Annotated in this window: 15 protein-coding genes; 3 read left to right on the top strand and 12 right to left on the bottom strand. The window is 60.5% G+C overall.

Annotation, left to right across the window (positions count from 1 at the left end; all coding sequences use genetic code 11):
• Window positions 1-4 precede the first annotated feature (4 nt).
• The 9 genes from Q0Y02_RS14365 to Q0Y02_RS14325 all read right to left on the bottom strand — a co-directional run bounded on the left by Q0Y02_RS14365 (window position 5) and on the right by Q0Y02_RS14325 (window position 8191).
• Window positions 5-1225 carry a diguanylate cyclase gene (locus tag Q0Y02_RS14365; protein ID WP_297769907.1) on the bottom strand — a complete coding sequence of 407 codons (1221 nt, stop codon included), beginning with the start codon at window positions 1223-1225 and terminating at the stop codon, window positions 5-7.
• Between the two features lie 187 nt (window positions 1226-1412).
• A complete protein-coding gene (locus Q0Y02_RS14360; RefSeq protein ID WP_297769904.1) occupies window positions 1413-1898 on the bottom strand; it encodes a phosphatidylglycerophosphatase A in 486 nt (161 codons plus the stop codon).
• 70 nt (window positions 1899-1968) lie between these two features.
• The gene (thiL, locus tag Q0Y02_RS14355) at window positions 1969-2922 is read right to left on the bottom strand and encodes a thiamine-phosphate kinase (protein ID WP_297769901.1); all 954 of its coding nucleotides are present in this window, start codon (window positions 2920-2922) and stop codon (window positions 1969-1971) included.
• A 40-nt stretch (window positions 2923-2962) separates the two neighbouring features.
• Window positions 2963-3415 (bottom strand): transcription antitermination factor NusB, encoded by a 453-nt coding sequence (gene nusB, locus Q0Y02_RS14350; RefSeq protein WP_035244976.1) that lies wholly within the window; start codon window positions 3413-3415, stop codon window positions 2963-2965.
• A gap of 60 nt (window positions 3416-3475) precedes the next feature.
• A complete protein-coding gene (gene ribE / locus Q0Y02_RS14345; RefSeq protein WP_290539409.1) occupies window positions 3476-3946 on the bottom strand; it encodes a 6,7-dimethyl-8-ribityllumazine synthase in 471 nt (156 codons plus the stop codon).
• Between the two features lie 79 nt (window positions 3947-4025).
• Entirely contained in the window at window positions 4026-5135 is a 1110-nt protein-coding gene (gene ribBA, locus Q0Y02_RS14340; protein ID WP_297769893.1) for a bifunctional 3,4-dihydroxy-2-butanone-4-phosphate synthase/GTP cyclohydrolase II, read from the bottom strand.
• 215 nt (window positions 5136-5350) lie between these two features.
• Entirely contained in the window at window positions 5351-6016 is a 666-nt protein-coding gene (locus Q0Y02_RS14335; RefSeq protein WP_297769890.1) for a riboflavin synthase, read from the bottom strand.
• A gap of 65 nt (window positions 6017-6081) precedes the next feature.
• Complete coding sequence (gene ribD, locus Q0Y02_RS14330; protein WP_297769887.1) at window positions 6082-7212, bottom strand: bifunctional diaminohydroxyphosphoribosylaminopyrimidine deaminase/5-amino-6-(5-phosphoribosylamino)uracil reductase RibD; 1131 nt, start codon at window positions 7210-7212, stop codon at window positions 6082-6084.
• 10 nt (window positions 7213-7222) lie between these two features.
• Complete coding sequence (locus Q0Y02_RS14325) at window positions 7223-8191, bottom strand: LysR family transcriptional regulator (protein WP_297769884.1); 969 nt, start codon at window positions 8189-8191, stop codon at window positions 7223-7225.
• Window positions 8192-8286: 95 nt separating this feature from the next.
• On the opposite strand from Q0Y02_RS14325, the gene Q0Y02_RS14320 reads away from it, so the two are divergent.
• Together Q0Y02_RS14320 and Q0Y02_RS14315 are read left to right on the top strand one after the other, a co-directional pair.
• Complete coding sequence (locus Q0Y02_RS14320; protein ID WP_297769882.1) at window positions 8287-8493, top strand: hypothetical protein; 207 nt, start codon at window positions 8287-8289, stop codon at window positions 8491-8493.
• The gene (locus Q0Y02_RS14315; RefSeq protein WP_297769879.1) at window positions 8483-9418 is read left to right on the top strand and encodes a sodium-dependent bicarbonate transport family permease; all 936 of its coding nucleotides are present in this window, start codon (window positions 8483-8485) and stop codon (window positions 9416-9418) included. Before Q0Y02_RS14320 ends, Q0Y02_RS14315 begins: the two co-directional genes overlap by 11 nt.
• Before the next feature lie 79 nt (window positions 9419-9497).
• Here the strand turns inward: Q0Y02_RS14315 and nrdR are convergent, their stop codons facing one another.
• From nrdR to glyA, 3 genes are read right to left on the bottom strand one after another with little or no spacing between them, the layout of a single operon-like run.
• Complete coding sequence (gene nrdR / locus Q0Y02_RS14310) at window positions 9498-9968, bottom strand: transcriptional regulator NrdR (protein ID WP_035244983.1); 471 nt, start codon at window positions 9966-9968, stop codon at window positions 9498-9500.
• Between the two features lie 58 nt (window positions 9969-10026).
• Entirely contained in the window at window positions 10027-10383 is a 357-nt protein-coding gene (locus Q0Y02_RS14305; protein WP_297769876.1) for a four helix bundle protein, read from the bottom strand.
• 59 nt (window positions 10384-10442) lie between these two features.
• On the bottom strand, window positions 10443-11699 hold the full coding sequence (gene glyA, locus Q0Y02_RS14300; RefSeq protein ID WP_297769873.1) for a serine hydroxymethyltransferase: 1257 nt from the start codon (window positions 11697-11699) through the stop codon (window positions 10443-10445).
• 294 nt (window positions 11700-11993) lie between these two features.
• On the opposite strand from glyA, the gene Q0Y02_RS14295 reads away from it, so the two are divergent.
• Window positions 11994-13160: a helix-turn-helix transcriptional regulator gene (locus Q0Y02_RS14295; RefSeq protein WP_297769870.1), complete on the top strand. Its 1167-nt coding sequence runs from the start codon at window positions 11994-11996 to the stop codon at window positions 13158-13160.
• Window positions 13161-13192: the final 32 nt, after the last annotated feature.

Here is a 13192-nt window from a genome sequence, read left to right as displayed (position 1 = left end):
CGATTCACCTGTCATCCTTGACCAGCCGCACCCTGGGTGGCGGTTCATACAGTCGCCAGGTGTCCCGGCCGCTTTGTTTTGCCTGATACAGGGCGCGGTCCGCCGCATCCAGCAGGGCCCTTGCGGTCTGTTTCGGGCTGGGGGTCAATACGGCCACGCCCACGCTGACAGTGACTTCGCCGGTGCCGGGATTACAGGCATGAGGCATTGCCAGAGCGCGTATCGAGCGGCATACCCGTGAGGCCAGTTGTTGTGCCTCGGTGTCAGCAATGCCGGGATAGAGCAACACGAATTCCTCACCACCGAAGCGTGCCACCACGTCGCCACCCCGTCGCCCGTAACGCCGCAGTTCATTGGACAGCTGCTGAAGACAGCGGTCTCCCTGCAGGTGTCCGTAATGGTCGTTGTAGGCTTTGAAGCAGTCCACATCCACCAGCATGATCGTCAGCGGTTGCTGCTCACGCTGGCAGCGGCGCCATTCCCGATCCAGGGCCTCATCAAAGGAACGCCTATTGGCAAGCCCGGTCAGGCTGTCTTCCCGACTGAGCCGATGGAGCCGTTCGGCCAGCGCCTGGGTGCGTTGTTGCTGGCGCAGCAATTGCCGCTGATTGAAAAACAGCAGGCGATCTCGCACTTCGGAGGTATAGCACAGGAACATCCCCAGCAGGCTCACCCCGGTATAGGTACGGTGGGTCACCTGCCAGTCCACTCCGTGGCCGAAGCGCTCAGACAGCCACCAACCCAGCAGCCCCCCTCCCCAACACGCCGCTACCGCCACCGGGAAGCGCAGGCCCACCATCGCGTAAACAATCACCAACGCATAGATCACCGACACATGGGCCAGCTGGACGGAGACCGATCCATCAATGAAACCAGGGATGGCCATGGACACCGCCACCGCCAGAAAACTTCCCAGCCCCGCATACCAGGGAAAATAACGATTCAGGGCCGACACCTGGGCAAGACCGCCAGCCACCAGCACGATGACCCCTACCCAGATATAGGTCGCCAGCCAGCGGCCACGTACCGCTTCCGGCGCCAACGCATAGATACCGGAGATCAGAAGGAGATAAAGCAGAAGAATATAAAAGGCATTAACCCGGAAACCTTCCACGGCTTCCCGGCACTGATATTCACGATATTCCGTTTCCAGGCGCCGGGGAAAGCGTAGCCAGCGCACCCCCGGCACCACCACCCGTCTGGTACGGGGATCGGTATCCGACATGGCAAATCCCTGCCTGCGGTTGGTCAGTTATTATCCATTCAGGCTAAAAGCTAACCCGGTGTGGCGCTATCCTTTTCGTGCCAGCGGTAGTGACAAAACGATATTAGGGCAATTCAAACCAGTGCAACAAGACACATACCGGCGACCTGCAACCTCTGCCCACCCTGGCGACGTTTCCTGCGATTGCTCAGGTAAACCACTGCGGCAGGAAAACAATCAGCAGCTGTACCACCACCGCCGCATACACCCCGGCCAGCAGGTCGTCCACCATGATCCCCAGCCCGCCTTCCACGCGACGGTCCAGCCAGCCGATGGGCCAGGGCTTGATAATGTCGAACACCCGGAAAGCCACGAACCCCGCCAGCGCCCCCCACCAGGTCACCGGCACCGCAATCATGGTGATCAGCAGGCCAGCGATTTCATCCCAGACAATACCCGGGTGATCGTGTACGTGCATGTCATGGGAGGTTTTCCCACACAGGAACGGGCCTACTGCGATCACCAGCGCCGTCACCAGCAGATAGCCCCACAGCGGCAGCTGGGCACATAGCCACCAGATCGGCATGGCAGCCACCGTGCCGAAGGTCCCCGGCGCAATGGGCGCCAGGCCCGAGCCAAAGCCGAAGGCAAGAAAGTGGACCGGGTTTGTCATCTTCGGGCGTTTCAGTTCCATCGACATCTCTCGCTTGTACGCAACACGCAACATGCGTCACCCCACATGCCGACAAGCCCGTGTGCGTTACTCAAAAATGCTGCCAGCCAGTGGCGTGCAACGTCGTTATTGTTCCGTCCCGGCCTGCCAGTCGCAGGCCCTCCTGCTGCTCCACCGTGCCCAGACAATAGCAGCCCGGCGGCAGGCTTTCCTGCGCTGGCAGGGTAAAAAGCAGCAGGTAATCATCGCCACCCTGGAGCTGCAGGCGACGTTGTTCTGCCTCGCTGCAACCGGCCAGCACCGCACTGCCCAGCGGCAGGGCATCTTCCTGCAAACAGGCCCCCAGACTACCGGACGCGGCCAGAATATGGCCCAGGTCCGCCAGCACCCCGTCGGAGATATCAATGCAGGCCGTAGCGCGACCACGCAGCGCCAGCCCCAGACTGAGTTGCGGAGACGGACGCCGGAAATGATCGATGGCGGCACCGCTGCGCATCCCCTGTTGCCATTGCTGCAAACCCAGCAGGCCTGCCCCAGTGACACCGCCCACACAGATGCGATCGCCTGGCTGCGCGCCATCACGCCGCAGGGCCTGCCCCGGCGGCACCGCCCCGGTGGCCTGAATGGAAACAGACAGCGGGCCCCGGGTCACGTCGCCCCCCACCAGGGAGATGACGGCCTGGTCCGCCAGGGTAAACATGCCATCGGCAAAGCCGGCCAGCCAGCCTTCATCCACGTCGGGTAGCGTCAGCGAAAGCAGAAACCAGAGGGGATCGGCGCCCATCGCCGCCAGGTCGGACAGATTCACCGCCAGGCAGCGATAGCCCACATCGGCGGCATCCATGTCGTCAGGGAAATGGCGACCGGCCAGGCTGGTGTCCTGGGTCATCACCAGTTGCTGACCGGCAGGGGGAGTCAGGATGGCCGCATCATCACCGGGGCCGAGCACCACGCCGGTATCAGGGCCGTGGTGACCATGGCGATGAAAGTAGCGCCGGATCAGGGAAAACTCATCCAGGCTCTGCGGCTTTGGGGTGTCTGTCATGGGAGAAGCATAGCGCGCAGGGAGCCCTGCGCGCATCCGCTCAATCGCGGAAAGGACGTTCTGACGCTTCCTGGTAGCGCAGCTTGCGCGCCAGCTTGTCGAGTACGCCGTTGACGTACTTGAAGGAATCGTCGGCGCCGAACACCTTGGCCAGTTCGATACCTTCGTTGATCACCACCCGATAGGGTACATCCAGGCGCTCTTTCAGCTCGTAGGCGCCGAGTCGCAGGATCGCTTTCTCGATCTGGGACAGCTCCTCTACCCGACGATCCAGATAGGGCGTCAGCAGCTCGTCGAGCTCTTTCACCTGGGCCGGCACCCCGTGCAGCAGGTCATGGAAGTACTCGCGATCTGCCTTGGCAAAATCCTGGTTAGCCAGGAACTGGGCTTCGATGTCGCTTACGGCGGCACCGGCCAGCTGCCATTGATACAGGGCCTGCATGGTGAATCGGCGCGCCTTGCGGCGGGCACTGGGTGTGGAAGGATTGTTCATGCTGCCTCAACGTCAGGAAGTGGTGCGGGACGCCTGCGCCCCGCGCCGCGTCCCGAATAATTACAGTGCCTTAAACAGGGAGACCATTTCCAGCGCGCTCATGGCCGCTTCGGCACCCTTGTTGCCGGCCTTGGTGCCGGAACGCTCGATAGCCTGCTCGATGGTATCCACGGTCAGTACACCGAAGACCACCGGCACACCCGTGGCGTTCTGCACAGAGGCAATACCCTTGGCCGCTTCGCCGGCCACATATTCGAAGTGGGCGGTGCCACCGCGAATCACCGCACCCAGGGTGATCACTGCGTCGTAGTCACGCTTTTCGATGATCTTCTTCACTGCCACCGGCATTTCCCAGGCACCAGGCACACGGATGATCTCGATGTCATCGGGGCTGACGCCGTGACGAACCAGCGCATCCACCGCGCCTTCCAGCAGGGCTTCCACCACAAAGCTGTTGAAGCGGGCCACGACGATGCCGTAACGGCCGCCCACATTATTCAGAGTGCCTTCCAGGGTTTTGATGTTTTGCATGTTTATTCCTCGCTAACACGCTCCACGCTAGCAAGCCTCACGCGTGCAAGCGTGGAGCATGTTGCGTGCAAGCGTTAATTTAACTGTCTGCTTCCACATACTCGGTGATTTCCAGATCGAAACCACTGAGCGCATTAAACTTCATTGGCGAGCTGAGCAGGCGCATCTTGCGCACTCCCAGGGCCTTGAGAATCTGGGAGCCGGTACCGATGTTGCGGTAGGCCCGGGATTCCCCTTTCGGTTTGCTGGCCGTGCCGCCGAAGAAGGCTTCCAGCCGCTCCACGGTATCCTGGGATTCATAATCCTGACCCAGAATAATCACCACGCCGGCATCCGCCTGGGAGACAGACTCCAGAACGCGATGCATGTTCCAACCGGTGCGGCCGTTCATCTTGGCGCTCATCAGATCTCGCAGGGGATCCACCTGATGCACCCGAACGGTCACTTCCTTATCTTCGCTGATCTCACCTTTGACCAGGGCCACATGAGTCAGACCATCCACGGTGTCGCGGAAGGCGACCAGACGGAAATCACCGTACCAGGTATCCAGCGTGTTATCGGACATCAACTCGATGGTTTTCTCGTTGAGCGCGCGATACTGGATCAGGTCGGCAATGGTGCCAATCTTCAGGTCGTGCTCCTTGGCAAACACTTCCAGGTCTTCACGACGGGCCATGGAGCCATCGTCGTTCATCACCTCACAGATCACCCCGGCAGACTCGCAACCGGCCAGCATGGCCAGGTCGCATGACGCTTCGGTATGACCAGCGCGACGCAGCACGCCACCCGGCTCAGCCATCAACGGGAAAATGTGGCCAGGCTGGACGATGTCATAGGCGCGGGCATTACGGGCAACGGCGGCCTGCACGGTGCGGGCACGATCGGCAGCGGAAATCCCGGTGGTGACCCCTTCACGGGCCTCAATGGACACAGTGAACTTGGTACCGAAACCACTGCCGTTGCTCTGTACCATCAACGGCAGTTCCAGCAGCTCACAGCGTTCCCGGGACATGGGCATACAGATCAGACCACGGCCGTAGCGGGCCATGAAATTGATGGCCTCGGCGGTGACATGCTCGGCGGCCATCACCAGATCGCCCTCGTTTTCCCGGTCTTCATCATCCATCAGGACAACCATCTTGCCCTGGCGGATGTCTTCGATCAGTTCTTCAATACTATTGAGCTGCATAGTGGTACTCGACCTATCAAGCGTGGAAGCAAACTGCACTTCCTCTGCATTTTTCACCGGTGATGAGCTGCAAGCTACAAGCCGCAAGCTACAAGGAAAACCAGTGCAAACCCTGTCTTTCCGGTACGCGATATTCGCGCACTCAAGCCTGCAATTGATGGCAACTCGCTTTTATCGCGTTGAAGCTTGTCGCTTGCAGCTTGTTTCTGGCGGCGTCAGCCGCCTTTCAAAAACCCGTTTTCGGCCAGAAATGCCATGGAGATACCTTCCGCATTCGGCTCGGCGGCCTTGTCGCCCAGCAACAGGCGCTCCAGATAGCGGGCGATTATATCAACTTCCAGGTTCACTGGCGTCCCCACCTGCCATTGACCAATAGTGGTGACATCCTGGGTATGGGGGATGATGTTCAGGGAAAACACCGCGCCGTCCACACTGTTCACCGTCAGGCTGATGCCATCCACGGTAATCGAGCCCTTGTGGGCAATGTAGCGGGCCAGCTCCGCCGGGGCTTCGATATCGATGCGCACCGAGCGGGCATCCTGCTTCATCTGCACGATCTTGCCCAGGCCATCCACGTGGCCGCTGACCAGATGACCGCCCAGCCGGGTGGTCGGTGTCAGGGCTTTTTCCAGGTTCACCTGGCTGCCTACAGCGATCTGCTTGAGGGAGGTCAGCGACAGGGTCTCCCCGGACACATCCGCCTCAAAAGCTCCGCCGGGCAGAGCCGTGGCGGTCAGGCAGACGCCGTTAACGGCAATGGAATCCCCCAGCTGCACATCGGAAAAATCCAGCGCATCGCTCTTGATCAGCAACGTCACGTCGCCCCCCTTCGGGGTCATGGCCGCGACCTGGCCCATGGCTTCAATAATGCCGGTAAACATGGAAATGCCTCTTGATGTCACACTGTAGGAGCCATGCTTGCATGGCTCCTACAGCGGTGTCTGAATCACGCCGGAACCAGCGTCAGGCGCAGGTCATCACCGACCTGGCGCACATCCTGCCACTTCAGCGATACCTTCTCGCTCATGCTGGCAAGCTGCGGCAACCCCAGCAGAGGACGGGACGATGAGCCCAGCAGGGCCGGCGCCATATAGACGATCAGCTCGTCGAAAAGCCCCTCGCGAACGAAGGCCCCGGCCAGCGTGGCGCCACATTCTACCAGTACTTCATTGCATTCGCGCCGGTTCAGTTCGATCAGTAACTGTTGCAGGTCGATCCCGGACCCGGAGGCGGGCAAAAGCATCACCTCGGCACCGGCGGATTCCAGGGCATTCTGCCGCCCGGGATGCTGTTCGCCTGCCACCAGCAGGCAATGGCCCGGGGCACTGACCACCGGCACATCCGGCGGAGTCTGCAGGGTACGATCCAGGATCACCCGCAGGGGCTGACGCACGCGGTCACTGCCCCCCGAGTGTTCCTGATAGTCGGTCAGGGCCCACTGCTGCGGGCGAACCGTGTAGGAAGGCCGGTCCGCCAGTACGGTGCCGACACCGGTAATCACCGCAGAGCTGCGGGCGCGCAGGCGCTGCACATCCTCGCGGGCCGCAGGGCCGGTAATCCACTGGGATTCGCCACTGGCCATTGCCGTGCGGCCATCCACACTGGCGGCAATCTTGATGCGCAGGTAGGGCCGCTGGCGTGTCATGCGCGAGATAAAGCCCGGATTCAGCGCCCGCGCGTCGGCTTCCAGCAGACCAGAGGCGGTTTCAATACCCGCTGCCGCCAGCGTTTGCATGCCATTACCGGCCACCTGGGGATTCGGGTCTTCCATGGCAGCCACCACCCTGGCCACCCCGGCAGCCACCAGCGCATCCGCGCAGGGCCCGGTACGACCGGTGTGGGAACAGGGCTCCAGGGTCACATAGGCAGTGGCCCCGCGGGCCCGATCACCCGCTGCTGCCAGGGCATGACGTTCGGCATGGGGCTCGCCGGCACGGGCATGAAACCCTTCCCCGACAATCTCACCATCACGCACCAACACACACCCCACCCGCGGGTTGGGGTCGGTGGTGTAGAGGCCCTGCTCTGCCAACTGCAGGGCACGGGCCATATATTGATAATCCAGACGCGTAAACATGGCAGGCATTCTACTGGATGCCGGCGCCCGGTGCCGCAACAAAGCGATCCGCATCTTCCACAAAATCCGCCAGCACCGCTCTGCCCTCGTTAGCCATGAACTGCTGGAACGCCTGCGCCACAATCGACAGTTTTTTCCCGGAAGGCCGCACCAGGTACCACTGGGTGACAATTGGCAGGCCCACTACCTTCAGCGGCGCCAACCCCACCCAGCCACCCAGATTGAGGGTATGGGCGGAGAGAATGGAAATACCCAGCCCGGCCATCACCGAATGGCGGATGGCCTCATTGCTTTCCACCGTCATCTTCACATTCAGCTGCTTGCCCTGTTGCTGCAGGTAGTGCTCGATGGCGTGACGGGTGCCGGAGCCGGGTTCGCGCATCAGAAAGGGCTCGCCGGCGATGTCATCCAGGGTCAGATGGTCACGGCGGGCCAGCGGGTGATTTTCCGCGGCAATGGCCACCAGCGGATTATCCAGAAAGGCACTGGAGATCAGCGGGCGGCCGCCGGGAACATGACTGAAGACGCAGAAATCATCCAGCCCCTGCTCCAGCCGCTCGATGATCTGCTCACGGTTGCCCACATGGAAGGACACCTCCACGCCGGGATACAGGGCACAGAAAGGCCCCAGCAGATGGGGCACGAAGTACTTGGCCGTGGTGACCACCGCCAGGCGCAGGGTGCCGGCCTTGAGTCCGCGCAAATCCGCCAGGGTCATATCCAGATGCTCGAACTCCTCCAGCACCCGGCGGGCGCTGGCCACCGCCGCCAGGCCGGCATCGGTAAAACGTAATTTGCGGCCCTGTTGCTGGTAGAGCGGCATGCCCATGGCATCCACCAGTTTGCGCAGCTGCATGGATACCGTGGGCTGCGTCAGATGCAGCATTTCCGCCGCCCCGGTTACGGTGCCCGCCTCATGCACTGCCAGCAGGATCTCCAGTTGCCTCAGGGTACCCACGCGGGCATGTAACCGGCTCATGATTAGACCTTTATCTATATAAAACCTAGATAGTATCTATTTTTATCTAATCTTTCTCTCTCTGATAATGGCCTCCGATTTCACCCGGAGGTCCCATGCCACAACACTCTCGACAGCGTTTTTTCATTCTCTTCGTTGCCCTGCTCAACCTTGGACTGGCCACGGCCCTGATCGCCAACGGGCACGCCGGCCTGCCACTGGGAGTCATCGGCATCGCCTTGCTGCCCCTGGCATGGCTGGCAGGGCGCAACCCGGCCGCCGCCACTGACACCCAGCGAGGCGGGGATAGCTATGCAGCTTGATGCGGTAGTGCTTTTCTTCGTGCTGGGGCTGGCTGCCGGGATATTGAAGGTTCGCCTTCCCTTTCCCGGCGGGCTTTATCAGACCCTGACCCTGTTCCTGCTACTGGCCATCGGCCTGAAGGGTGGCGCCGCCCTGGCGGAGCACGCCAGCCTGCGGATTGTCCGGGAATCGTTACTGGTGGTGGGCTTCGGTGTGGTTCTGCCGTTAATGGCCTTCCCGCTGCTACGCTATGTGGGCGGCCTGAACCGGGTCAATTCAGCCGCCATTGCCGCCCACTATGGCAGCGTCAGTGTGGCCACCTATGCTGTCGCCGTGGCAGTGCTGGATGCCGCTGGCGTGGCCTACGAGCCCTACTTTCCGCTGTTTGTGGTGTTGCTGGAGATTCCCGCCATCATTGTCGGCCTGGTGCTCGCAAAAGGTTTGTCCGCCGGCCTGGCCAGCCGCAAGCTGGCCCATGAAACCCTGCTCAGCCCGGGGATCGTGTTGATGGTGGGCGGCCTGCTGATCGGTGCCTTCGCCGGCGATAGCCTGAGCAAGATCTCCCCCTTCTTCATGGACCTGTTCCAGGGGGCTCTGGCGCTGTTCCTACTGAAAATGGGGCTGATCACTACGGAACAGCTGGGCGCTCTCAAGCAGGATGGCCCGTTCCTGACCGCCTTCGGCATCTTCATGCCGCTACTAGCAGGCGGATTAGGCGCCCTGCTGGGCCAGGGGCTGGGCCTGTCGGTGGGCGGCATCACCCTGCTGGCCGTTCTGGGAGCCAGCGCATCCTACATCGCGGTGCCAGCAGCCATGCGCGTCGCCCTGCCCCAGGCCAACGCCACCCTGTCCATGGCCGCGTCACTGGGCATTACCTTTCCGTTCAATGTGCTGGCAGGTATCCCGCTGTATCTGCTGCTTGCCCAATGGCTGCACGGCAGCTGAGCATCCTTCTTGCAGCACAACGAAAAAAGCCACCGGTCACGTCCGGTGACCGGTGGCTTTCCAATGTTCAACTGAAAGACTAGTCGTCTTTCTTGTCACTTCTCCCGCGCAGGCGATCCACTTCTGCGGAAAACTCGGAAATATCCTGAAAGCTGCGATACACGGACGCGAAACGCACATAGGCCACATCATCCAGTTGCTGCAGCTCTTCCATCACGAACTCACCCAGCTCCCGGGCCGGCAACTCACGCTCCCCGGTGGCCCGCAAGCGGTGGCAGACACGACTGATCGCGGCCTCCAGATCTTCCATGCTTACCGGCCGCTTCTCCAGCGCCCGCAACATGCCGGCCCGCAACTTGGCTTCATCAAACGGCTGACGCGTCCCATCGGACTTCACCAGCCGCGGCATCACCAGCTCCGCCGTTTCAAAGGTGGTAAAGCGTTCGTTGCAGCTAAGACACTCACGCCGACGACGCACCTGCCCGCCATCCGCGACCAGACGGGAGTCGATCACTTTGGTGTCTTGGGCCGAACAAAACGGGCAATACATGGAAACCCCAGTTGACAGTTGATAGTTGACAATTGACAGCTAAAACCTTGAAACCCGTTTATCGGCGCGTTTTGGTGGTTTTGATAATTGCCGTCAATATCTTTAGTAGCTCTTTGGCGTCAGCCATAACTGACTGACCAGACGAAGGCTCCAAATAGCCGGACTCCGTCAATAACTCCAGCCAATATTCCGTTTCATTAGCCTCTTTGAGAGCGATAGACAGCTTATGCACGAAGTCTGCACGACTCTCAGCCTGCTCAGCTTCCCTGACCAAGGCTCCAATTGCTGTTCCACTGCGCAGCAATTGCTTACTTAATATGAATTCTCGCTTCTGCTCTTGTAGATACTGATAAACCTTTATCATCCGCAAAGCAAAAGCGCGGGATTTCTCCCGCGCTGCATACCTCGTCGTCATCCGTGACCCTACGTATTTGTTCGCTTTTCGCTGTCAACTATCCACTGTCAACTCATCTTCTAGCGCTCATACACCGGCAACCGCGCACAAATCTCTTTCACTTTCCCCTTCACGGTCTCGATCACGGACTCATCGCCCATGTTGTCGAGGATGTCGCAGATCCAGCCGGCCAATTCTTTGGCATCGGCTTCGTTAAAGCCGCGGCGGGTGATGGAGGGGGAGCCGATGCGCAGGCCGGAGGTGACGAACGGGGAACGCGGGTCGTTGGGGACAGCGTTCTTGTTCACGGTGATGTTGGCGCTGCCCAGGGCGGCATCCGCATCTTTACCAGTGATGTCCTGCTTGATCAGGCTGAGCAGGAACAGGTGGTTTTCGGTGCCGTTGGAAACCACATCAAAGCCACGCTCGATGAACACGCCGGCCATGGCCTGGGCGTTCTTCACTACCTGCTGCTGGTAGCCTTTGAAATCGGCCTGCATGGCTTCCTTGAAGCAGATCGCCTTGGCGGCAATCACGTGCTCCAGAGGGCCACCCTGACCACCGGGGAATACCGCAGAGTTGATCTTCTTCTGAATGGCTTCGTTGGTCTTGCCCATGATCAGGCCACCACGGGGACCACCCAGCGTCTTGTGGGTAGTGGTGGTGGTGATATCGGCGATGCCAACCGGGCTCGGGTAGACACCCGCAGCAACCAGGCCGGCCACGTGGGCCATGTCCACCAGCAGGATGGCACCCACTTCGTCGGCGATGTCACGGAAACGCTGCCAATCCACCACTTGGGAGTAGGCGGAGAAGCCGGCCACGATCATCTTCGGCTTGTGCTCACGGGCTAGGGCTTCCACCTGGTCGTAGTCGATCAGACCGGTGTCGTTGTCCAGGCCGTACTGCACCGCGTTGTAGGTCTTGCCGGAGAAGTTCGGCTTGGCGCCGTGGGTCAGGTGGCCACCGGCGTCCAGGCTCATGCCCAATACGGTGTCGCCGGGCTGCAGCATGGCCATGTAGACCGCACCGTTGGCCTGGGAACCGGAATGCGGCTGCACGTTGGCCCAATCGGCGCCAAACAGTTCGCAGGCACGGTCGATGGCCAGCTGCTCGACCACGTCCACATTCTCGCAACCGCCGTAATAGCGCTTGCCCGGGTAGCCTTCCGCGTATTTGTTGGTCAGCACGGACCCCTGGGCTTCCATGACCCGTGGAGACGCGTAGTTTTCAGAGGCAATCAGCTCGATATGCTCTTCCTGGCGAACTTCCTCGGCCTCAATGGCCGCCTGGATTTCCGGATCGAACTCGGCGATGGACATGGATTTCGGGAACATGGGCTACCTGTCAGCATGCAAAGAGATGGGTTGGGGCGCGTATTCTACCCAAAAGCCAGCGGCTTGGCACATGAAGGCCTTTCATTTCTCCATGACCAACTTTCATTGCTCCGGCCCGTTCATCGCCCCCTGGTTGAGACCTGTATCACACTTATTGCCAACAGCGGAGCAGGCTGCCTACACTGTTGACCACGGGCAATACCCATAATAATTCTAAGGGAACGCAGCATCGGGTGAATGCCGGGCACCTGTTTCACCCCGGATAATGCCGCGAAACGTGCTGCGGGGAGCGCCATGGAACGAGCCATAAACAATGCTGCAGAGGGCACCGCGGAAGAGCTTCTTGAGTTTATCGGGGACATTTATGAAGCCTCATACCACCACGAGCACTGGAAAGTGGTCATTACCGAGCTGTGCCGACGCCTGAATGCCAAGTCCGGCGGCATCCACGTGGAGGACCACCACCAGAATACCCGCTACATGATGGCCTGTTACGGGCTGCCCAAAGTGGCCGAGTTATCCTACCGGCTGGGCATGGCCAAATATGATCCCATCTATCAGATCCAGAGCCTTCGCCCCATCGGCAGGGCCGGCCTGGTCTGCCGACATGATGAGGCCCGCCTGGCCCACCCGCTCTACTACCGGCTGATCGCCAAACCCAACGATCTGGGCTACGTGGCCGCCATCAGCTTTTTCAACGATGACCACTGGCATGTAGGTATTGGCGTTCACCGCTCCTTCAAGGCGGAGCCCTTCGGGAAACGGGAACTGCAGCTGCTCGATCAGCTGGCCCCCCATTTCCAGCGGGCCTTGCTGATCCAGCGTCAGTTGCACCTTCAGGAAAGCCGGGCACAAACACTCCAGTACGCCCTGTCCAAAGTCATGCTGGGCACTGTCATCATCGACAGGGACAGCCGCATCCGCTACTGCAATGACCTGGCCACCCTTCTGCTGGACACCCATCCCGCCCTGGTGCAGACGCCGCAGGGATTCAAGGCGCATTACCCGGAAGACGACCTAAAGCTTCAGGAAATGCTGCTACGCCTGCGCGAAAACCCAGGCCACGACCCCTGGCCACAGGATCAGGCGATTGGTTTGCGCCACCCGGAGCGCAGCCATCCTCTTACCGTGATTGGTGTGCCCTGCCACGAGGCGCCGCACTCACAGTTTGGCCCAGCGGAACCCGGGCTGGTGGTGTTATACCTGTCAGACCCCGGTGCTTCCTTTAATGCCTCCGAGGAGCAACTGATCCAGACGTTTGGCCTGACCCGCAAAGAAGCCGGCATCGCCATTGCTCTCACCAACGGTCTGGATCTCAAGGAAATCAGCAACCAGAAAGGCGTCAGCCTGGCCACCGTACGGACCCAGCTGAAAGGCATCTTCCACAAGCTCGGGGTCAACAAGCAGCAGGATATCATCCGAATCCTGCTCGGCAGCGGCATTGGCAACTCGCCGCACTAGGGAGCCTGCAACTGCTCATCTCCTGATCCTCC

The organism is uncultured Alcanivorax sp. (assembly GCF_947258575.1).
GTDB lineage: Bacteria > Pseudomonadota > Gammaproteobacteria > Pseudomonadales > Alcanivoracaceae > Alcanivorax.
The sequence above is the reverse complement of the archived record's forward strand: the minus strand, read 5'-3'. Positions and strand labels throughout refer to the sequence as shown.